At 54.1% G+C, this 20,751-nt stretch carries 13 protein-coding genes, 5 pseudogenes and 1 other annotated feature; of the genes and pseudogenes, 2 read left to right on the forward strand and 16 right to left on the reverse strand.

From position 1 onward, the window contains the following. Positions 1–2: 2 nt before the first annotated feature. Together HGD79_RS06065 and dld are read right to left on the reverse strand one after the other, a co-directional pair. Complete coding sequence (locus HGD79_RS06065; RefSeq protein ID WP_001102105.1) at positions 3–722, reverse strand: (Fe-S)-binding protein; 720 nt, start codon at positions 720–722, stop codon at positions 3–5. A gap of 74 nt (positions 723–796) precedes the next feature. Then, positions 797–2,494, reverse strand: a complete 1,698-nt coding sequence (gene dld / locus HGD79_RS06070; RefSeq protein ID WP_000683099.1) for a D-lactate dehydrogenase — start codon at positions 2,492–2,494, stop codon at positions 797–799. Positions 2,495–2,924: 430 nt separating this feature from the next. On the opposite strand from dld, the gene HGD79_RS06075 reads away from it, so the two are divergent. Next, positions 2,925–4,478 carry an L-lactate permease gene (locus tag HGD79_RS06075; protein ID WP_000545263.1) on the forward strand — a complete coding sequence of 518 codons (1,554 nt, stop codon included), beginning with the start codon at positions 2,925–2,927 and terminating at the stop codon, positions 4,476–4,478. A 429-nt stretch (positions 4,479–4,907) separates the two neighbouring features. Here the strand turns inward: HGD79_RS06075 and HGD79_RS06080 are convergent. The 5 genes and pseudogenes from HGD79_RS06080 to HGD79_RS06100 form a co-directional block, all read right to left on the reverse strand. After that, positions 4,908–5,216 (reverse strand): annotated as a pseudogene (locus HGD79_RS06080) (integrase core domain-containing protein); the annotation flags it as partial. A gap of 16 nt (positions 5,217–5,232) precedes the next feature. Then, complete coding sequence (locus HGD79_RS06085) at positions 5,233–6,309, reverse strand: IS110 family transposase (protein ID WP_000227970.1); 1,077 nt, start codon at positions 6,307–6,309, stop codon at positions 5,233–5,235. Positions 6,310–6,590: 281 nt separating this feature from the next. After that, positions 6,591–6,770 (reverse strand): annotated as a pseudogene (locus tag HGD79_RS06090) (DDE-type integrase/transposase/recombinase); the annotation flags it as partial. A gap of 80 nt (positions 6,771–6,850) precedes the next feature. After that, positions 6,851–8,359 (reverse strand): annotated as a pseudogene (ltrA, locus tag HGD79_RS06095) (group II intron reverse transcriptase/maturase). A 672-nt stretch (positions 8,360–9,031) separates the two neighbouring features. Continuing rightward, positions 9,032–9,771: pseudogene (locus tag HGD79_RS06100) on the reverse strand (IS3 family transposase); the annotation flags it as partial. Continuing rightward, positions 9,374–9,490, reverse strand: a sequence feature (AL1L pseudoknot). Its footprint overlaps the pseudogene before it by 117 nt. A 55-nt stretch (positions 9,772–9,826) precedes the next feature. Here HGD79_RS06100 and HGD79_RS06105 point away from each other — a divergent pair. After that, positions 9,827–10,618, forward strand: a pseudogene (locus HGD79_RS06105) (IS256-like element IS1414 family transposase); the annotation flags it as partial. A gap of 236 nt (positions 10,619–10,854) precedes the next feature. Here HGD79_RS06105 and HGD79_RS06110 read toward each other — a convergent pair. From HGD79_RS06110 to HGD79_RS06150, 9 genes are all read right to left on the reverse strand, one after another. Next, entirely contained in the window at positions 10,855–12,351 is a 1,497-nt protein-coding gene (locus tag HGD79_RS06110; RefSeq protein WP_000716410.1) for a carbohydrate porin, read from the reverse strand. A 99-nt stretch (positions 12,352–12,450) separates the two neighbouring features. Beyond that, the gene (locus tag HGD79_RS06115) at positions 12,451–13,377 is read right to left on the reverse strand and encodes an aminoimidazole riboside kinase (protein ID WP_000108760.1); all 927 of its coding nucleotides are present in this window, start codon (positions 13,375–13,377) and stop codon (positions 12,451–12,453) included. A gap of 29 nt (positions 13,378–13,406) precedes the next feature. Further along, the gene (locus HGD79_RS06120) at positions 13,407–13,718 is read right to left on the reverse strand and encodes a DUF2913 family protein (protein ID WP_001313183.1); all 312 of its coding nucleotides are present in this window, start codon (positions 13,716–13,718) and stop codon (positions 13,407–13,409) included. 61 nt (positions 13,719–13,779) lie between these two features. After that, positions 13,780–13,983, reverse strand: coding sequence for a DUF2913 family protein (locus tag HGD79_RS06125; protein WP_001313182.1), 204 nt, complete (start codon positions 13,981–13,983; stop codon positions 13,780–13,782). 5 nt (positions 13,984–13,988) lie between these two features. Continuing rightward, positions 13,989–14,504, reverse strand: a complete 516-nt coding sequence (gene crr, locus HGD79_RS06130) for a PTS glucose transporter subunit IIA (RefSeq protein WP_000523728.1) — start codon at positions 14,502–14,504, stop codon at positions 13,989–13,991. Between the two features lie 63 nt (positions 14,505–14,567). Further along, the gene (locus HGD79_RS06135; protein ID WP_000813683.1) at positions 14,568–15,998 is read right to left on the reverse strand and encodes a glycoside hydrolase family 32 protein; all 1,431 of its coding nucleotides are present in this window, start codon (positions 15,996–15,998) and stop codon (positions 14,568–14,570) included. Beyond that, positions 15,995–17,272, reverse strand: a complete 1,278-nt coding sequence (locus HGD79_RS06140; RefSeq protein ID WP_001099190.1) for an MFS transporter — start codon at positions 17,270–17,272, stop codon at positions 15,995–15,997. The genes HGD79_RS06135 and HGD79_RS06140 overlap by 4 nt, the downstream gene beginning before the upstream one ends. A 54-nt stretch (positions 17,273–17,326) precedes the next feature. Further along, positions 17,327–19,453 carry an alpha-galactosidase gene (locus HGD79_RS06145; protein WP_000433621.1) on the reverse strand — a complete coding sequence of 709 codons (2,127 nt, stop codon included), beginning with the start codon at positions 19,451–19,453 and terminating at the stop codon, positions 17,327–17,329. Between the two features lie 93 nt (positions 19,454–19,546). After that, the gene (locus HGD79_RS06150) at positions 19,547–20,557 is read right to left on the reverse strand and encodes a substrate-binding domain-containing protein (RefSeq protein ID WP_000053329.1); all 1,011 of its coding nucleotides are present in this window, start codon (positions 20,555–20,557) and stop codon (positions 19,547–19,549) included. Positions 20,558–20,751: the final 194 nt, after the last annotated feature.

The following is a 20,751-nucleotide window of genomic DNA, read 5'->3' on the forward strand; positions in this document are numbered from 1 at the left end:
CCTCAGCGGCTCATCAGCACTTCAGCAATATGCATCACTTTGACCGGCTGGCCTTCCCGTTGCAGTCGACCGCCAATGTTCAGCAGACAGCTAACGTCTGCGCCAATCAAAAATTCCGGCTTTGCGTCCATCAGATGTAATACTTTCTCTTTCACCATCTCACCGGATATCTCGGCCATCTTGACCGAGAACGTCCCGCCAAAGCCGCAACAGGTATCCTGATCGGCAAACGTCAACAGCTCCAGTCCGCGCACGTTTTTCAGCAGCGTAAGCGGCTCTTCCTTCACTCCCAGTTTGCGGGTCAGGCTACAGGAAGGATGATACACAGCGCGGCCCTGCAGGCTGGCACCAACGTCCACCACACCCAGTTTGTTGACGATAAAGGAGGTGAGATCCTGCATACGCGCGGAAACTTTCTCAGCACGCAGCGCCCATTCCGGTTCATCGGCCAGATACGTCGGGTAGCTTTTAACCGCGTAGGTGCAGGAGCCCGCCGGGGAGATAATCGGATCGTCGTTGTCTTCCAGCGCGGCGATCAGGTTTTTCATCCCGGGGATCGCCTCTTTGATGTAACCGCTGTTGATGGCTGGCTGACCGCAACACCCTTGCTTCTCGGGGAAATTAACGCGACAACCCAGTTTTTCCAGCAGCAATACGGAGTCTCGTGCCATCCGTGATTTCAGTGCGTCACCAATACAGGTGACAAAGAAATTTACATTCACAATAACTACTCCATTGCTTCATTTCTGTTTATTGCGCTTGATATCGCGATATCAAACAAATGTTCATTCGTATTTCATGCCCAGTTTTTATGTTTGCTGGTTTTACCAATACCTGGATTCATAGTGTTGGTCGGATCATTTTCCTGATAAAAACGTGCCAAATTTTCCGGCGCTTTATACAGATGGCCGACATTGTGTTCCGCCGGATATTGCGCTCCGCGTTGGCGCAGTAATTCCAGCATCTGTTCTTTTAACGCGTGGGCATCTACGCCTTTTTTAACGATATAATCCTGATGGAATACATGGCACATAAAATGGCCGTAATAGAGTTTATGCACCAACTGACTGTCAATTTCCGCAGGTAAATACTCATACCATTCGGTATCATTGCGGCGTAATGCAATATCCAGCGCGAGAATATCCTCAACCTCGTCAGAATGAACGGCCTGATAACGAATGGCAGCACCCGCGGCGGCAAAACGATGCAGAAACGCCTTACTGCCCTCTTCCGCGGTACAGGTAAAGAACGCGCCCTCGGCCGATTTAAAATAGTCCGTTAACCATGCCTGGGCTTCGGCCACACCCTCGCCGGACATTTTCAACATCAGATGGTGTTCATAGTTATCGCGCCAGGTCTTCATCCGCGCCGGGAGATGGCTCGGGAACAGATGGCTAAAAGCCTGCATCGCGCGGTCAGTAAAGTGCGGGCGAAAGATCTTCACCTTCTCAAGTATGGCCTCGGTACGCCCCTTCAGGTTGAAGAAGAACGGCATTTTGTCCGTGCCAAGTTTGTCGATCATCAGGAAGGTATCTTTGCTGTATTTCTCTGCAATATCATAGATATCGCGGTGCATATACTCCCCAGCAACCGGCAGGTTTGTAAAATTCGCCAGGATGTGGCGGCGAATCTCAGTCAGGACATCAGTCTGATTGGTACCGATATAAAAGACCTGCTGGTTCTTCTCGGCTTCAAAGGTATCCAGACGTACGGCAAACACCGCTAACTTGCCCGCGCAGCCAGAGGATTCAAACAGGCGATCCGGGTCAGCGTTGTAACGTGCTGGCGTGTCGGCATTGATGTCCCGCACGCGGCTAACATAGTCGTGATCGTGCGCGTGACGTCCGTCATGGTTGACGAGCGCGGCTTCAATCACATTGTTATCCAGCCGGGCAAGGATTTGCTCTGGCGTCTGACCTAGCTCAATGCCAAGGTGATTGACCAGCTGCAAGCGTCCCTGTTCATCAATGCGGGCAAACAGCGACATCTCGGTGTAAGCCGGGCCTCGCTGGACCAGAGAACCGCCCGAGTTATTACAGATACCGCCGATAACCGACGCGCCGATGCACGAAGAGCCGATCACCGAATGCGGCTCACGGCCAAACGGCTTCAGCGCCCTTTCCAGCGAGTACAGCGTGGTGCCCGGATAAGCCAGCACCTGCTTGCCCTCATCCAGCACATGCAGACTGTCCAGCCGCAGCGTGCTGATAATGACGATCTCGCGGTCGTAGTCATTACCATTTGGCGTCGAACCCTCGGTCAGGCCTGTGTTCGACGCCTGCATCAGGATTATTTTATCAGCCTCAACGCAGGCGCTGAGGACTTTCCAGAGTTCAAGCAAAGAGCCGGGGATAACCACCGCCAGAGCATCACCCTGACCCGAGCGGAATCCCTTACGGTAACGCGCAGTTTTTGACGGTTCGGTGAGGATATGAGCAGGGCCAACCAATTGGGTAAGAGTCGTCAAAAAGGTCTTATTATCAGTATGTTTCATGGAGGGCGGCTCTCCGCTCCTTATATCAGGGCCAGTGAAAATGGCTATAAGTTCATTTGTATGACAAAGCAGAATATTCCCTCAATCAATATCCACATGCAATACCCCATTTTATTTCTTTCGGTACCGCTCACATTTTTTAATGAAATTACCACCGCCATATAATTCATACCTCGCCCTTTGAGGGGATGCCAAAACACTTATTTATTGCAAAGATCATCCCATACCTATTAATGATTAACTCTAATGGGTGTTGTAATATTTAGTGGTTATTCATATTTAATAAAAAAATAACATTATTTATACAATTATTAACCTTTATAACTTTATTTCACTGAAGCGATTCAGTTAGCATTTTTTATTTTATTATTCAGGTAGCTTCCTTCCCCATAAATATAGCTCAGTCTAAAAAAGTAAATCGGGAATTGTAATGCACGAATATTTAATGTTTGCTCTGGCACTCTCTCCTTTGCTGCTGATGGTATTTTTAATACTGAAATTAAAAATGCCCATCCATTATTCCGTACTGATCTCTTTGGTATTCACCGCTGCACTATCGGCAATATTCTGGGAAATGCCCGTACAAAATTTGAAAGCCGCGATAGGCTATGGTGCACTGAAGGGACTATGGCCGATCGTAATTGTTATCCTCGGCGCTATCTTCAGTTATAACGTCATGCAGGCGACCAAAGCGCTGGATATTCTGCGCGATATTCTCGCCAGCATTAGCGAAGATAAGCGTATTCAGGTGCTGCTGATTTCATGGTGTTTTGGTGGATTTCTTGAAGCCGCTGCGGGCTATGGCACGGCGGTCGCTATTCCGATCGGTATTCTCATTGCGCTGGGATTCAACCCGTTGAAGGCGGCGATTGCTTCCCTCGTAGCAAATACCGTTCCGACCGCATTTGGCGCGGTTGGGATCCCGGTTTCTATTCTGGCAGAGCAGGTTAATCTGCCGGTTTATACCTTAGGCGGAACCATTATTTTGCAGCTCGCGCTGTTTAATATCCTGCTGCCGTTTGTGATTGTCTGCATTATTGGCGGTGGCCTGAAAGCCATTCGCGGCGTATTTCTGATCACGTTGATTTGCGGCATTTCCACGCTGATTCCGCAATATTTTGTCGCCATCCATCTTGGCGCGGAATTACCCGCTTTTGCCGGTAGCCTGGTCAGCCTGTTTGCCGTGGCGATGGTCAGTCGCCTGCGCAAAGGGAAAACCGATCCAGAGTGGCGCATTGAGGTCAGCCATACCCGCGAAACCACGCCGCGCTCGGCAAAAGTGTTGTTCCGCGTGGGCTCTATCTATCTGTTTATTTTTGTGTTTATCCTGCTGTGTTCGCCGCTGTTTCCGACAATAAAAGGCGCGGCATCCCAACTGGCTTCGGTGCTGCATTTCACGTTGGCTGACGGCAAAACGATGGCACTGAAAGTTGAATGGGTGACCACACCAGGGATGCTGATTATCTTTGCGACCATTATCGGCGGTTTTATTCAGGGAGCGTCCGCACGCGGGATGCTGGAAGTATTTATCAAAACGATTTTCCAGCTTAAAAACTCTATCGTGGCAATTATGGCGATCGTCGCGCTGGCCACGGTGATGGATCTCAGCGGGATTATCTCCACACTGGCGCAGTCGATTGTCGATCTGACCGGCAGCTCGTACGTCTTCCTCGCCCCGGTGATTGGCGCGCTGGGCACGTTCGTTACCGGCAGCGATACCAACTCGAACATTCTGTTTGGCAAGCTGCAAACCATAGCTGCCAGCAAGTTACATATCGATCCCAACTGGCTGGCGGCGGCCAATACCTCTGGCGCTACGGGGGGCAAAATGATTTCGCCGCAAAGCATCGCCATCGCGGTTTCTGCCACCAAAATGGACGGTCAGGCCAATCAGATCATGTCTGGCACCATGAAATACTGCTGTGCCTACATTGTGATCCTTGGCCTGAAAGTCGGTCTCTTTTATTACTGGTTTATGGCGTAAGCCATTGTCAACCCCGTCAAATTCGCGGCAATCGTATTTGACGACACAGTGACCAAAAAGGTTTATACCACCCCAGAAACGGAACAAGGCGACAGGCTTTACGATTTGTCGGCGCTGACTAAAATAGCGCCGATGTTTCAAATCGAGGATTGTTGTTATGTTGTTCTGGAAAAAGATGGTGAAGAAGTTCGACGCCTTTTCCGCGTTGATTCCACCACGCTACTTCCGCGTGTAATACCTGGCACTTATTCCTGATGGCGCTTCGCTTATCAGGCCTACATTTCACACTCATTTGTAGGCCTGCGTTTCACGCTCATTTATAGGCCGGATAAGGCGCGAGCCGCATCCGGCAGCAACAGCAGCGTAAAATGCTCACCCCTTTCTCTTACGCAGACCGCATGCTCTTAACACCACCACCCACTGAAGTGGTCAACAAAAACTGGCCACCGCGTTAGAGTTTTTCCAGTATCGGTTTTCTGATTCGTTTGGCGGTAACCCACCGTTATATTCGTGCGGTCTTTGTGCGCTGTAATATCCAACGATATAGTCCGTTATTGCGTGAGCTGCATCGCTGAAGCTTACATAGCCCGTCGCCGGCACCCATTCGTTCTTCAGACTTCTGAAGAAGCGTTCCATTGGGCTGTTATCCCAGCAATTTCCGCGCCGGCTCATACTCTGCCTGATCTGGTATCGCCACAATAACTGCCGGAACTGCCTGCTCGTATAATGACTGCCCTGGACGCCCTTCTAAGAGTCAAGCTGTTATCGGGATACTGTTGATCCGCCTGTTTTGATTGCGCAGTAACGTGTAAACTTCGCGGGAGATATATCGCTTTAGACAGCGTATCGCTTCCATTTTTGTATGTCCTTCGGCTACACGCCTGGCGACATATTCCTTTGTTTTTGCGTCAGTTCGTAAGCGTCCGATGGCGATGATGTGAAGTGCACTATTTGCAGCACGATCTCCACCACGATTAAGTCGGTAACGGTTCGTTTTTCCAGAAGAAACGGGGACCGGGCTGACACCACACAGTGCCGCAAATCCTGATTCTGATCTTAACCGTTGAGGATTGTCTCCGGCAGTGATCAGCAACTGTGAAGCGCTTTCGTATCCGATAGCATTACGTTTAATCAGCTCAGGTGCCAACTCGTCGACAATTGCCGCAATCATGACATCCAGATCAGCGATTTCGTCATGTAACTCGAGATAGCGTCGGGCAAGGGACTTTAATGAAATGCGATAAACGTTGGTTACATTGCGGTATTCACTGGCATCAGGTCTCCAGGAACCCAGGGTCCTGATGAGCTGCATGCGCGTCATATTTCTGAGCTGTTCACGTAATTCATCCGGGGCAGAGATAATATTTGAATGGATAATCTGGAGAGCGACTCTGCGGGCTGATATTGCTGTTTTTCGGCAAGTTTTTAATACCCGCAGGGACTCAATCATGCCATCACGCGTTTTGGGAGTAACTGTCCTGATGCCTGAGAATGCTGCATGAGCGGCACATTCAGCATCAATTGTGTCACTTTTACCCCGTTTGCGTCGCTCCATCCGGTCTGGAGCAGTCACCTCAAGAACCTCTAACCCGGCGTTCTGAAAATAACGAAGCAAACCGGAACCATAGGTACCTGTGCACTCAACACCAATTCGCTTTAATGTCCCAAACGAGGTCATCCATGCCAGCATCTGCCGGTAACCTTGTCGTGTTGTGGAGAAATACTGAGTCCCAAGGACTTTATTGTTCTGATCTACGACAGCGGCAACGTGCAAATCTTTATGTGTATCCACGCCACCCACAACGGCAGCTTTGGTAACTTTATCAACCATGACAGAGCTCCTGTGAGGAAACAGAGTTGAATCTCCAGACAGATAACCCGGACAGGACAGTAACGAGACAAGCCGTCAGGCCCTTCTTGAGTCACGCGCATCGGTGAGGAGATGCCTCGCATGAAGGCGCTTCCGGCAACCGACGGGTCCAGGGCAGGACACAAAAGGTCGATCGCTGTGTGAGTCAGGATGCGGGAAGGTCTTCACTGCATCAGTAATCACACCAATCTGGTTAAACGGCAAACTAAGTGGTGGTAAAGACTGACATCGGCATTATTACTATCGCTGTGGAACATCACCCCGCCGGGCTTACCACGGGTTTCCCATGCCATTTCCAGCGATTTCATGGTGAGCCTGCTGTCCGGCGAGAACGACATGGCCCAGCCCACTGGTTTTCTTGCGAACAGGTCGAGAACAACGGCGAGGTACGCCCAGCGCTTACCCGTCCAGAGTAGAGTAAGAGGCAGGGCGTAGTCGGACTATTTCCCTGCCTCTCCTCCCCGAACCGGACGTGCACCTTTCAGCGCATCCGGCTCTCCATTTAAATGCTGGCGAACGCCATTGCCACTTCTGTAAAGCGCGATGTATACGTGTTTCTGGTCTCCGTCCTCAGATAGGGATTACCTTCGGGTAGCCGCCAGCGGAACAGCTTCTTGCCTTGCCCCACCAACCGGTACAGTATTTCGCCGCTGAGCTTGCCGTGATTGGTTTTACCAAATAAAACCCACGTTTTGCTCTGACCCGGTTTCGGTGATTTACACCACCACCTCATCAGGGAAGCGATACCTGTACGGTATTTGCGGGCCAGCCAGTGAGCCAGCTTCCAGAACACGACACGGTCGATATAACTGAAGACTTTGGCCTTAAAATCAACGAACTGATAGAACATGGCCCAGCCTTTCAGTTTTCGGTTGAGTTGTTCAGCCATATCGACTTTGCTTTCACTGTAGTTGCCTGATAACAGTGCTGTCAGCGATGCGGCGAAGTTTCTGGCTTTCTCCTGCGGGATCGTTGAGACCACTCGCATCTCGCCATAACGACTGCGTTTGCGAATGATCCTGTGCCCCAGAAAGATAAAGCCGTCATTAACATGGGTGATTTTAGTCTTATCCATGTTCAGCCTGAGTTTCAGACTGCCTTCGAGCACACCCCGACACTCCTCCCTGATGGCTTCCGCCTGTGCTTTGGTGCCTTTGACGATGAGGACAAAATCATCGGCATAGCGGCAGTACGCCACCGCGGGTTTCCACTGCCAGTTTTCTCTGACCGCCGTACTTCGGCCCCGTTGGATACTGTTATTCCAGTACCACCGATCTTTTCTGGCTTTCCCGCTCAGGTAGCGCTCATGCAGGTATTGATCGAACTCATTCAGCATGATGTTCGATAATAGCGGCGATATAACACCGCCCTGTGGCACACCTTCACTGGCCGCCCGAAAGAGACCGACATCGATATGTCCCGCCTTGATGGTTTTCCACAGCAGAGTCATGAAACGTGCGTCACTGATCCTGCGGCGTACAGCCTTCATCAGCAGTCGATGATGTACGGTGTCGAAGTAACTGGACAGGTCGCCTTCAATCACCCAGCGTCCCCGGGTTTCACCACAGTCTGTGAGCTGTAATTTCACCGTGCGGATCGCGTGGTGGACACTGCTCTCAGGCCGGAAGCCATATGAGAGCGTATGAAAATCACTCTCCCATATCGGCTCCATCGCCATCAGCATGGCCCGCTGAACAATACGATCCCGCAACGCGGGGATACCCAGTGGTCGCAGTTTGCCGTTGCTTTTAGGGATGTAAACCCGTCTGGCGGGCAAGGGCTGGTAGTGGCCTGAGAGTAATTCATCCCTGAGGATTTGCAGCTCAACAGCCAGTCTGGCCTGTAGCATTGTTTTGTTCACGCCATCAACGCCGGGGGTATGGGCCCCCTTTGATGAAAGCGTGATCCGCGCCGCTTCAGCCAGTCATTCTGGTTGTGTTATCAGACGCAGCAGCCGTTGAATCCGTAGGGACGGATCGGTGGCTGCCCATGTGGCAAGCTTGCGTTGCATTTCGCTGATTATCAAAGGTCTTCACCTCGTTAGGTCAGTTAATTCACGTCGCAAACACATTCAAACTGCTTCCCTTCGCCATGTAATGGGCTTTCCCCATCGCGGACTACTACGGAAGCTCCGCCAGCCAGCGCGTCATCGGAGCCATGCCCCCTTAACATCCGTCGCTGACCTTCCCCGGTTTACCGGCCTGGACTCAGGCATACTGAGGAGGCTGCCCGTCGCACTCTTTATCCTTGCTTGCCGCAAGTTGGCAGAAGTCAGCAATGCAAGCGTGATAGACGCTGCTGCCCCGGTGTTTCGCATACATGTCAAAACACCTTCGACCGGCAGTGCTTACGTATCACTGCCAGTTCCTCCTGCACGGCCTGTCAGATCACGTAGGCCGTGGTGACGTTTTCAACCCACAGAGGCGGATTAACGGGTTCATGTTCTTCAGCCTTTCAGTACTTAACCTTGAGGATCATCTCGGCTTAGTGATCTCGCCTCAATCCCCGTTGTCAGCGGGTTACATCACCCTGCGGGCATGCCGCAGGTCACTGCCGCTCAGGTTCTCCACCGTCACACCCGGTGGGATTGTTGGGTTTCTCATCGTGAGTTACCGGTTCAATATTCCAGACAGACTCGCGGTTCATTTAAGCATCCATGCCCGCCCTGAACTCCGGGCACACCGTAAGTAAAATCAGCCACCCACAACTGGTCAGGACGTTCTGCCACAAACTGACGGTTTACGCGGTCGCCTGCGGCAACGGCTTTCCGGCTGACGGTAGTGCGGACCTTTTTACCCCGGAGAACACCGGCAAGTCCCATAACCGCCATGAGGCGCGCCACTGTACATCTGGCTACCCTGATTCCTTCCCGTAACAACTGACGCCAGACTTTACGCACACCGTATACCTGATGATTCCCATCGTATACGCGCAGTATCTCTTTCTTCAGCCAGTCATCGCGCTGCGCACGGGCACTGCGTTTATCAGGATGATGTCGCTGTTGCTGACAGTGGTAATACGTTGACGGGGCAATATGTAGTTCACTGCATACCGGTCCGACCCCGTACAGCTTACGCAGCTTATCCAGCAGTGGCATCACTTTTTCCAGAGGCGGTCGAACTCCACCTTCGCAAAATAAGCGGAAGCCTGGCGAAGGATATCGTTACTGCGGCGCAGTTCACGATTTTCACGTTCCAGCTCTTTCAGACGCTGACGTTCAGCGGTGGTGAGCCCGCCATCACCGCCTCCGGTATCCCGCTCATGCTGGCGCACCCAGACACGCAGAGTCTCCGGTGTACAGCCAATCTTTGGGGCAATGGAACAAATTGCCGCCCACTGTGAGTCATATTCGCCCTGACTTTCCAGAACCATACGAATCGCCCTCTGACGGACTTCGGGGGAAAAACGAGTATTTTTAGTCATTCTGTTTACCTCTTTCTCAGGGAGTTTAGTCTCCAGGATTCCCGGGGCGGCTCAGGTCACCGATGCCGTGATGGAGCAGGTTGTAGAATGGCAAAACAGACCACTGGATGCTGTTTACCCCATTGTTTATCTTGACTGTATCGTCCTGAAAGTTCGGCAGGACAGTCGCGTCATCAACAAATCGGTGTTCCTGGCACTGGGCATCAATATCGAAGGTCAGAAGGAACTGCTGGGTATGTGGCTGGCCGAAAATGAAGGGGCGAAGTTCTGGCTCAATGTGCTGACTGAACTGAAAAACCGCGGTCTGAACGATATCCTCATCGCCTGTGTGGATGGCCTGAAAGGCTTCCCGGATGCCATCAACACAGTATATCCGAAGGCCCGCATCCAGTTATGCATCGTGCATATGGTGCGCAACAGCCTGCGCTTCGTGTCATGGAAGGACTACAAGGCCGTCACTCGCGACCTGAAAGCGATTTATCAAGCTCCCACGGAAGAGGCAGGTCAGCAGGCACTGGAAGCGTTCGCTGCGGCCTGGGACAGTCGCTATCCTCAGATAAGCCGAAGCTGGCAGGCTAACTGGCCGAATCTTGCCACGTTCTTCGCTTATCCAACGGACATCCGCAAAGTGATCTATACGACGAATGCCATCGAGTCGCTAAACAGCGTGATCCGCCATGCGATCAAAAAGCGTAAAGTGTTCCCGACAGACGACTCGGTGAAAAAAGTGGTGTGGCTGGCAATCCAGTCTGCGTCCCAGAAATGGACGATGCCGTTGAAGGACTGGCGAATGGCAATGAGCCGCTTTATTATCGAGTTCGGTGACCGCCTGGACGGTCACTTCTGAGAAAAGGCATTTACACAGAATCCTAAACAGGCTCCCGTCACGATACCCGGTATCAATCAATGAAGTCCATTTAATTGATGACGTCGAAGTTATGGCATGTGTGACGATGCTGAGAAAGCGCCCTTTTTCAGGTGTTTTTTTAATCTTTTTGGGGTTTAAATTCCTATTGATGAACAACGCTTTCATTTACGGGACAATGACCGGCAACGCTCCCGGTACACCGGGAGCGTTAGTGTTCAGAACCAGGTTTCCATCTGAACGCCAAAATTCCATTCCCCGCCTGCATTAAACCCGCTACCGCCGAAAGCATCATCACTGGCGTAGTTATCCAGTCTGCTGCTCCAGTCCATCCAGGTGGCGAACAGACGCAGTTCCGGACGGCTGAAGAAGTCCCCCAGACCTCCTGCCTTGAGGGTGGGCGCAAACGTCAGCTTGTAAAAACTGCCGTTAACAGCATTGCGGTCCTTATACCCTTCAGGTTTCAGATCCATGTACTGGTAAGTGCCCTCAAACGCCAGCGCAAAATTCTGCGTCACCTCCTTAATCAAGCGGGTGTTCAGGGTCACCCATTCATAACTGTCTCCACGGGCATAGCGATCCTTACTGCCCTGCGCCATGACTGACGGGGCGATATGCCAGCCGTTTCCGAGCGGGGTGGTACCATATGCAGCAAGACGCCAAGTATCCGCATCACTGCGTAGTGCACCGTCAGAGCCAATCCCCTTCACTTCCGCCCCCAGACCATGCCCGTACAGAAGTGCTATTTTCGCCGTTCCCTCACGTAATCCCCAGAAACTGTCATTATGAAGTCCGGCCAACACATGCACACCGTGGCTGGCGGCACTGGCATGGATAAGGTCGCCATTATTGTCCCTGCGGTCATCATTATCCTTTGCCCGCATACCGCTGACCATAAGCTGGAACGGCCCGGCAAAGTGGTTCATGGTAAGGATATAGTTCTGGACGTTGTTATCGATATCCTCCATCTCCCCGAAATTGCGTCCATACAGGGAGAAGTTACTGCGCAGAGTGTCGTTCCATTTCACGTCATAGATACCGCCCCCGGTTCCGCCGAGGAAAACCACGTCCGAGTCCAGCCAGTGGATATCAAAGTTGTCACGATCGAAACGTTTACCCGCCCATACCGTACTGTGCTTCAGCGGCCCGGTGAAGTCCGGCAGATTTCCCAGTTCAGCCACCACCTGGCGGACGTTAAGGTCACTGGAGTTCGCCGACCAGTCGTTATAGGTTTTCTGACCATCCGCCAGCATCACCTTAAACCGGGTGGTGGCCCCGCTTTCGAGCGTCTTTTTGTGCTCAAACACGGTTTCCACATAAGTGTCTCCCTCATTCCCGAGGCGCCCGACCGAGCCACCGGTCTCTCCGGCAGGCGTCAGATACGGACCACTTTTGCTGCCGGATGCGGCATCGTTCATCAGCAGACCCGAGCGGGCATAGCCGTGAAACTCAAAACCACTATTGTCCGCTTTCTTTTCCGGTGGTACGGATACGGTCTGTGGCACAACAGGTTGTGTCGCCGGGGTGGCGGCCAGTTGCTGCACCTGCTGTTCTGTAGCGGTTGCCCGTGATTCAGCCTTCTGAGCACGGGTTTCAGCATCCTGAAGCCGTTTTTCCAGGGCCGCCAGCCGGGCTTCAATACTGTCGGTATTCCCCGCCGCAAAGACCGGGGAACAGGCCAGCAGAATGGCACACGAGAGAAGGTGTTTTTTCATTTTTATATCCTTGTAAAAACAGAGGTATTGTTGACAGCTAAATCGATTTAGTCACCCGCAACAAAAATGACGTGCACAACGGTTACGGGCAGGAAACGGTCAGGGGTGTTTCAGTAAATCCTGGCGACGGGGTAACGCTGTCATGGCACCTTTTGCTGTCGTGGCAAGCGCACCACAGCGCTGGGCCTGTTCGATGACGGATGCGAGTGCCTGCTCACCGGAGGGCATCCCCTCTGCCGCCAGCGCTGCCAGCAGACCTGCCACGAAGGCGTCACCGGCACCGGTCGTGTCCACACTCACCACCGGTGTTGCCGGGAAGTACAGGTTTTTTCCCTGCCAGCGAGCCATCACGCCATCCTTTCCTTGGGTTACCAGCAGCAGTGCCAGGGGATAATGTGATGCCAGAACATCGGTTCCCTTCCGGACATCCTGTTCACCGCTGATAAAGAACAGTTCCTCTTCCGATACCTTTGCCACATCCGCCAGCATGAGCGCCCGGTGCAGACACTCACGCAGTTGCGATGTGCTCTGCCACAGGTCAGTCCGGATGTTGGGGTCAAAGCTGACCCTGCCGCCAGCCTGCCGGATGTTCTCCATGGCCTGAAACGTGGCGCTGCGGCAGGGCTCTGCACTCAGGGCATTGGAGCAGGTATGCAGCCATTCACCGGCACGAAAGGGCGGTAAATCATCAGGGGTAAGGAAAAGGTCTGCCGAAGGGCGCACCATAAATGTGAAGGTTCGTTCACCACCCGGCACCAGCGACACCACCACTGTGGAAGTCCGGTACAGAGGGTCGGTATGCATATACGCCGTGTCCACACCCTCATCAGCCAGGGTTTTGCGCATAAAACGCCCGAAAGGGTCATCCCCCACACACCCGACAAACCCGCTCAGGCCCCCCAGTCGGGCCACGCCCACGGCAACATTGGCAGGCGCACCACCAGGGCACTGCAACAGCGTGCCCGGCTTCTCCGGTAATAAATCCACCACGGCATCACCGAGACCCCATACTTTTACTGTACTCATTCATACTCCATGATTTTCATCAGTCATATTCAGCGGATGACAGACAGCTCAAACATCGCCATATCCGTGGTTCCGGCTGGAATTGGATACCAACCCGCATTCCGGAGCAGGGCAGCGAGGGCAGACACATCGCCGGTCAGGGGATGCAGCAACCTCCCCTGATAATCAAATGCCGCCTCAAGACGTGAGCGGGAAAGATAAAAGCTGCCGGCATCCCCGTTCGGAACCACGACATTACGCCCCTCCCATTTCCGGTCGCTCAGTATCCGCCAGCACCAGCCCTGCTCCCTGATGGTTTCCAGGGCGAATGTCAGGCGGAACAGGTCAGTCTGTACCGACACATCACCAGAGCAGGCCTGCCACAGATACTCCAGCCTGCTGCGGATATCTTTCGCCCCGCTTTCACTCTGCAGGGCTCTGATATGTGCGGGGAAAACGGTGCTGTTTCAGTGCTGTGCTCCGCCAGCGGTTTAGAAACAGGTTTTCCTGGATTTTTGACGCAATCCGGCCATCCCGGCGGGCCAGATGCAGGGCTACCAGCCCGCACCAGGCCAGATGTGCGGCTTTCCCTGATACCAGCTGCCCGCTGGCGATATTGTCACTCATGGCGCTTACTGGCTGCTGATATCAAAAACCGGTGTTTCTCCGGCGATGACCGGGCCGGAGAACAGGGTTATCTCCTGGACACGGTCAGAGTCCGCCACAATCACCGGTGTCAGCGTGGACTGTGCTTTCTGCTGAAGTAACGCAAGGTCAAACCCGATGACGGGGTCACCGGTGCTGATCAGCTGGCCTTCCTGGGCAATACGCCGGAAACCCTCTCCCCTGAGGTCAACTGTGTTAATACCGAAGTGCACGAACAGTTCAGTGCCACTGTCGGTGCGGATGGAAAACGCGTGGTTTGTCTCCAGTATTTTACCGATAGTGCCGCTGACAGGAGCCATCAAGGTATCGCCGCCGGAAGGACGGATAGCAATACCATCCCCCACTATTTTCCCGGCAAACACAGCATCCGGAACCGTGTCCAGAGGGACAATTTCACCGGACAGCGGTGCCATCACGCGGGTGACTTCCGCCGGTTTCTCATTTTCACTTATCAGTTGTTTAATCCTGCCCAGTAATCCCATTGTGCTTTCCTTCATTACGGGTGAACCGAAAGTACTGCCGTCACCGACGGCAGTGGAATTATTTCAGGCCAGCGTCCACAGTGAGCCGTCCGTCAGCACAGCCTCGCCGTGAGCTGCATATAGCGACAACCGGCGGGTTCCGGGCTGCGGGTAAATACGGCTGGACAGGGTGGCATCGCCATCGTTAACGAACACTTCCACCGATGAACGGTCCAGGAAAACCCGTAGCGTCAGATATTCTGCGCCAGGCAGCGCGATACTGCGGTAACCGTCCAGCCCCTCATCCGGGTAGTGACGCCAAAGCACCAGCCGTCCTGCCTGGTTATCCACATACAGCCGGAGCCCGTCTCCCAGGTGGATGCCGTAATGCTCTGCCTGACTGTCGAGGGTATGCCACGTCAGCACCAGTTCCACGGCCTGTGCGTCCTCAGCCAGCAACTGCGTGCCACTGAGCCTTACAGGGTGTAACGGCTGGCACGTCCCGCGAAGGGATTCGGCTTCGCGAACCGGACGCTGACACAGACGACCATGGCGTTCAAAAAGTTCCCTCGGCAGGGTCAGACATCCGGCCCAGGCCTCACGCTTTGTAGGCATCGGGGAGTCCCACATATTCATCCAGGCCATGATGATGCGCCGTCCGTCCTCCGCGACCAGGGACTGCGGGGCATAAAAATCATGACCGTGATCCAGTTCTTCAAATGCCCCGCTCAGGGCAAAGGCGGCCCCCGGCTGCCAGTGACCCGGTAAAACTCCGCTCTGAAAGCGGTTGCGGAACCGGTATCCGCCGGGCGTCATCCCCTGCGGGGAGAACATCAGCCAGTGATGGTCGCCACAGCGGAAAAAGTCCGGACATTCCCACATATAGCTTTCTCCGGCTGCCGACTGCGCTAGAACCCGTTCCTGGCGCCAGTCCCGCAGGGATGTGCCGCGATACAGCAGCACCTGACCGGTGTCAGAGGTATCCCGCGCGCCGATAACCATCCACCAGTATCCCCCTTCCCGCCAGACCTTCGGGTCACGGAAATGCATGATGCCTTCCGGTGGCGTCAGCACGCAGCCCTGTTTCTCAAAGTGAATGCCGTCACGGCTGGTTGCCAGACACTGGACTTCGCGGATGATGCTGTCATCCCCCCGATCCTCCAGACAGAGATGACCGGTGTAGATAAGCGACAGCACGCCGTTGTCGTCCACTGCGCTGCCGGAAAAACAGCCATCCCGGTCATATTCATCACCGGGTGCCAGCGCAACCGGCTCATGCTGCCAGTGCAGCATGTCCGGACTGGTGGCATGTCCCCAGTGCATCGGCCCCTGATGTTCACTTGCCGGATGGTGCTGAAAGAATGCGTGATAGCGACCGCTGAAATAAATAAGCCCGTTCGGATCATTCATCCATCCGGCAGGTGGAGCCAGATGAAAAACCGGGTACCAGGTATCACCACGACGGGCGCGGAGTGTATCAAGTGCAACCTGTGCAGAGGCAAGACGCTGTTTCATAAGCGAACCTCCGTCTGTGCTGTAGCGGTTTCTGCTGACGGGGCAGCCGTTTTACGGGTACTGCTCAGGGTGAAAGCCGATAACACGGTGACCGCAAGGACAATACCGCCCAGAACCAGATAGGTGTTCTGGAACCCCATGCGGTCATACAGGTGACCTGCAAAGGTTGAGAGGAATATCGCCGCCAGTTGTTTGGAGAACTGAAAGCCAATCAGATAAATGGTGGCCGACAGCCGGGTATCAAACACGCCGGTGATATACTTGAACGCACCAACCAGCAGGAATGGGACTTCAAGGGCATGCAGCATTTTCAGGATCACCACTTCAGTAGCCGTGGTGGCAAAGGCCGACCCTGTGATGCGGATGGTCATAATCAGACCCGCGACAAGCAGTGTGTTTTTGGCACCAATGCGGTTGATTATCCAGGGGGAGCAGAACATGATGATGGCATTGCAAATCTCGCCAGCCGTGGTGGCAAAACCAAATGCCCGGATCCCCGCCTGCGGCGTGTCAAAAAATGCACGGAAGAACGTGGCAAACTGCTGGTCAAACACGTCATAGACGCAGGCCACCCCAATCATGTAAAGCACGAACATCCACATCTGACGCATACGAAACAGACTGAACACCATTCCGGCGGAAATCACGGGCGAGTTGGCACCCAGCGCATTCATGACCATCGCTGTCTGACTGGTTCCGGGACGCGCCAGCGCCACCAGAAGGACCAGCAGCAATGCGCAGCCGGACCCCATCCAGAATACCAGGGACGGATCCACGTTGAAAAGCAGCCCTGCCGTGGTGGCACACAGCGCCCAGCCCAGACAGCCGAACATCCGGGCCTTACCGTATTCAAATCCGCTGCTGCGGCTGACACGTTCAATATAGGCTTCGATGGCACCGGCTCCCGCAGAAAAAACGAAGCCGATAAAAATCCCGCCGCTCAGTGCTCCGGCCCAGATGTTGAACCGCAGCAGCGGCGCAAAAACGTACAGAAAGAACGGTGCAAACAGGACCAGCAGCAGGCTGATGATCCACATCAGGTGTTTTTTCAGGCCAAGACGGTCTGAGATGACCCCCAGCAGCGGCTGGAAGCTGATGGCAAACAGGGAGAGGCATGAAAAAACAATCCCGGTATCCGTTTTACTCAGCCCCACAATGTCTGACAGCCAGACGGGCAGAAACGGGAAACAGGTTGCCATGATGAAAAAGTAGAGAAAAAAGAACAGACCAAATATCCAGAAATCGGGGTTTTTATGAGTACTGACAGTATTCATTATTGTTATCCTCACGGGACTGAGTGCAGGGAGCCGTGACCGGCTCCGGTCCTTTTATGCCAAACGTTCAAGGGCAATCAGCATGGCGCTTTCCGGATCCAGTACGGGAAGCTGAATACCGGCCTGCGCCAGCCATTCCCCACTGATGTCGGAGGTCTGGTTCATCCAGCCGGGCAGCCTGCGCATGGTATGCCCGCCTTCACCGACCAGCTGAATATCCGGATGGTCAACAACACGAAGCCGGTAACGGGCCTGTGGTGCCAGCCCCGGAAAACGTAGAGCACCCGGCAGGGTGTGATCCGGCATGGCAAGCTGGCTCACCAGGAAGAGCGCCTGCGACTGATCCGGGCTGACCACCCCCTGCACCTGTGTCGCCGCATCCGGCATATCCACCCGCCATAGGGTGCCCGTGTGGATAAGCTGCCGCCATTCTTTGTAGAGCGAGGCATAGCGGCGGTAACCGGCGGATTCCTCTTCTCCGGCCGTTACCGGATCCAGCTCCAGTCCCATATGACCGAACAGGGCCGTCAGACCGCGAAAGGCAATGCTGTGCTGCCGGAAGGTGGCATGGCAGCGATGATGACCGATGTGTGCCCCCATAACCTCCGGCGGGAAAAAGTAACTCATGCCACGCTGTATGGTGCAGCGCTCCAGGGCGTCATTGTTGTCAGAAGCCCAGAAGCGGTGCGTGCGGGTCAGAACCTCAAAGTCGATACGTCCACCGCCGGAAGCGCAGGACTCAAACTCAACACGGGGAAAACGTTCGCGCAGGAGATCCAGCAGCCGGTAAAACTGACGGGTCTGCGCGTCCGCCGCCGCCCGACCTTCATGCCCGGCCTGGACCAGCTCGCGGTTCATGTCCCATTTCACATAGTCAACTGGGTGTTCGCCCAGCAGCCATAAACAGCGTTCATAAATGTAAGCAAAGGCCTCAGGAATGTTCAGGTTGAGAACATACTGATGTCTCCCGGTTGGTTGTGTGTACCCCGGCATTGACAGTACCCAGTCAGGATGGCGGCGAAAGAGGTCAGAGTCCGGGTTAATCATTTCCGGTTCCACCCAGATACCGAACTCCATGCCGAGTGATTTCACATGGTTAATCACCGGCATCAGTCCGTCCGGATACTTCTGTTCATCCAGATACCAGTCGCCCAGAGCCGCATGGTCATCATTGCGTCCCTTAAACCAGCCGTCGTCGATAATGAAACGTTCAACGCCAAGCGCTGCCGCACGTCCGGCCATCTGCATGATGTAGTTCGGGTCGTGGTCAAAATAAATACCTTCCCAGGTATTGAGGTGCACCGGACGGGGTTTCTGCTCAGGAAAACGGATGATTTCATCGCGCAGAAAACGGTGGTACTGCTGACTCATACCATTGAGCCCCTCCGGGGAATAGCTGGCGTACAGCCACGGCGTGTACACGGTCTCATCCTTCTTCAGGGCTTTTTCTCCGGGCATCCACAGTGCTTCCGCCTGGAGGTAACGCCGTCCGTCAGTTTTGACCTCACATTTCATGCGATGGTTGCCACTCCAGCCCAGATGTACGGCCCACACCTCGCCCTGCTGTTCTGAGAAACCGGGGGCACCGGCAATCAGTGCCGGAAAATGCTCATGGGACGTGCGGCCCCGGCGGTTCTCCAGCACAAAACCGTCATGTGTGAGACGGACCCTGTGCGGCTGAAACTCACGAGTCCAGCGTCCGTGGAAGGCCATGACTTCCTCTGCCCTTTCAGCCACAGGGAGCGTGATGGCGAAGCGGTTCACCTGCCAGTCCCCTTCACGGAGGTTCGTCAGGGCATGACGCATCTTCAGCACACCGGACGATGTCAGCACCAGTTCACTGACCATGCGCAGACCCGCCACTGCATCCTCACTGGTCAGGGTGAGTGATTCTCCGGCCTGTACCACGCTGATGGTACGGAACACAGGGGACGCATCCAGCCCGTTGCGGTGTCCCTCCAGCCCCGGCGAGCCAAAAAGTCCCGCGCCGTTTTCGGCCATCAGCGTCAGTGGGGTGTCGGTATCCAGACGACCATTCGCAACCGGCCTTTCCAGGCTGATACAGTCATCCGGTGAAAAGTGTTTCAGGGTGGATCCCCACCAGACAATCTCTGCATACGGGTGGGTTTTAATAATCAGGTCTGAGTGGGGACTGGTCAGCCTGCGGTACATCGGTTCCATAAGACATCTCCGTTTTCGGGTATGCCTTACTGTTGATCCGAATCGTTTCGGATAGCAACCGAAACGATTCGAATTTGTGAGCGGGATTAAAAATCAGGCGGAGGGAGCAAGCGTTGTCTTGCCAGGATGAAATTCCGGCTGCCAGAGTACTTGTAGCATTTCAGGTGAAACATTCGTGACCAGCTGGCGTATCATGTCGGCAATCTGACGACCGACGCGATGTCGTGTTGACTGAAGAACTGCAGCCACATCCTGTTCAATAATACTGTCCTGCGGCAGACCATCATAAACCACAAGAGAGACGGCATCCTCTCCGGACAGATGACCGGATAACTGCAGCGACATGGCCGCGCCATCACCGATCAGGTCACTGTCGGTAATAATGGCCGTCGGGGGAAGCGGAAGTGACATTAACTCAGTCACTGCCTGGAAACCTGAGCGTCGGGTGGGAGAGACCCGGCGTAGCCAGGTCTCAGGCAGACCATGTTCACTCAGGGCATCGCGCCATCCCTGACGTCGTGCAGTGACATAGGCACGGGAGTTGTCCTCACTCAGCAGGGCAATTCGCTGATGGCCCAGGGCAATCAGGTGCTGTGTGGCCTGCCAGGTTCCTGCATGGTTATCAAAGTCAAACCAGGCACAGGGAAGACCGGACGGCACCTGACCGAGTGCCAGAAACGGAATACCGGCCTCCTGCAGGTGTGTAAGACGCGGGTCATTATCCATCGTGTGCGCCACGATAAGGGCATCAACCCGGCGGCTTTCGACCAGACGCATATAGCTGTGGCTGTCAGCCCGTTCATCATCGGCTATCAGCAGTAAGTCAATATCATGGCGGGCCAGTTCCCGGCTGATACAACTGACCATATCCACAAACACACTACTGCTGAACAGTACAGCATGTTCAGGGAAGACCAGGCCGACCGCATCGGTTTTACCGGTTTTGAGACGTCTTGCCAGGGTATTCGGGCGATAACCACGACGCCGAGCTTCCGCTTCTACACGTGCACGGGTCGAAGCGGAAACGTCCGAAAATCCGCCAAGCGCCCGGCTGACTGTGGTGACAGAGATCCCGAGTTCGGCGGCGATAGCCTTGAGTGACATATTTTCTCCTGCGGATAACTGAACAGCCCTGTCCCTGATGCGGGTGATCCGGGCAACAAACCTGACAGAGACGCCTGCATAAGTGGTCGCGCTGTACCAGTATGAGCCTCCATCATCCTGATTTGTGTATTAACTTTCAATACCGGAGGACGATTTGATTACCGGTTGTTAGCAGGAGTGCGAATATTAGACCG

Origin of the sequence: Escherichia sp. SCLE84, assembly GCF_012584495.1 — a bacterium.
In the GTDB taxonomy this organism is placed as follows: domain Bacteria; phylum Pseudomonadota; class Gammaproteobacteria; order Enterobacterales; family Enterobacteriaceae; genus ECMA0423.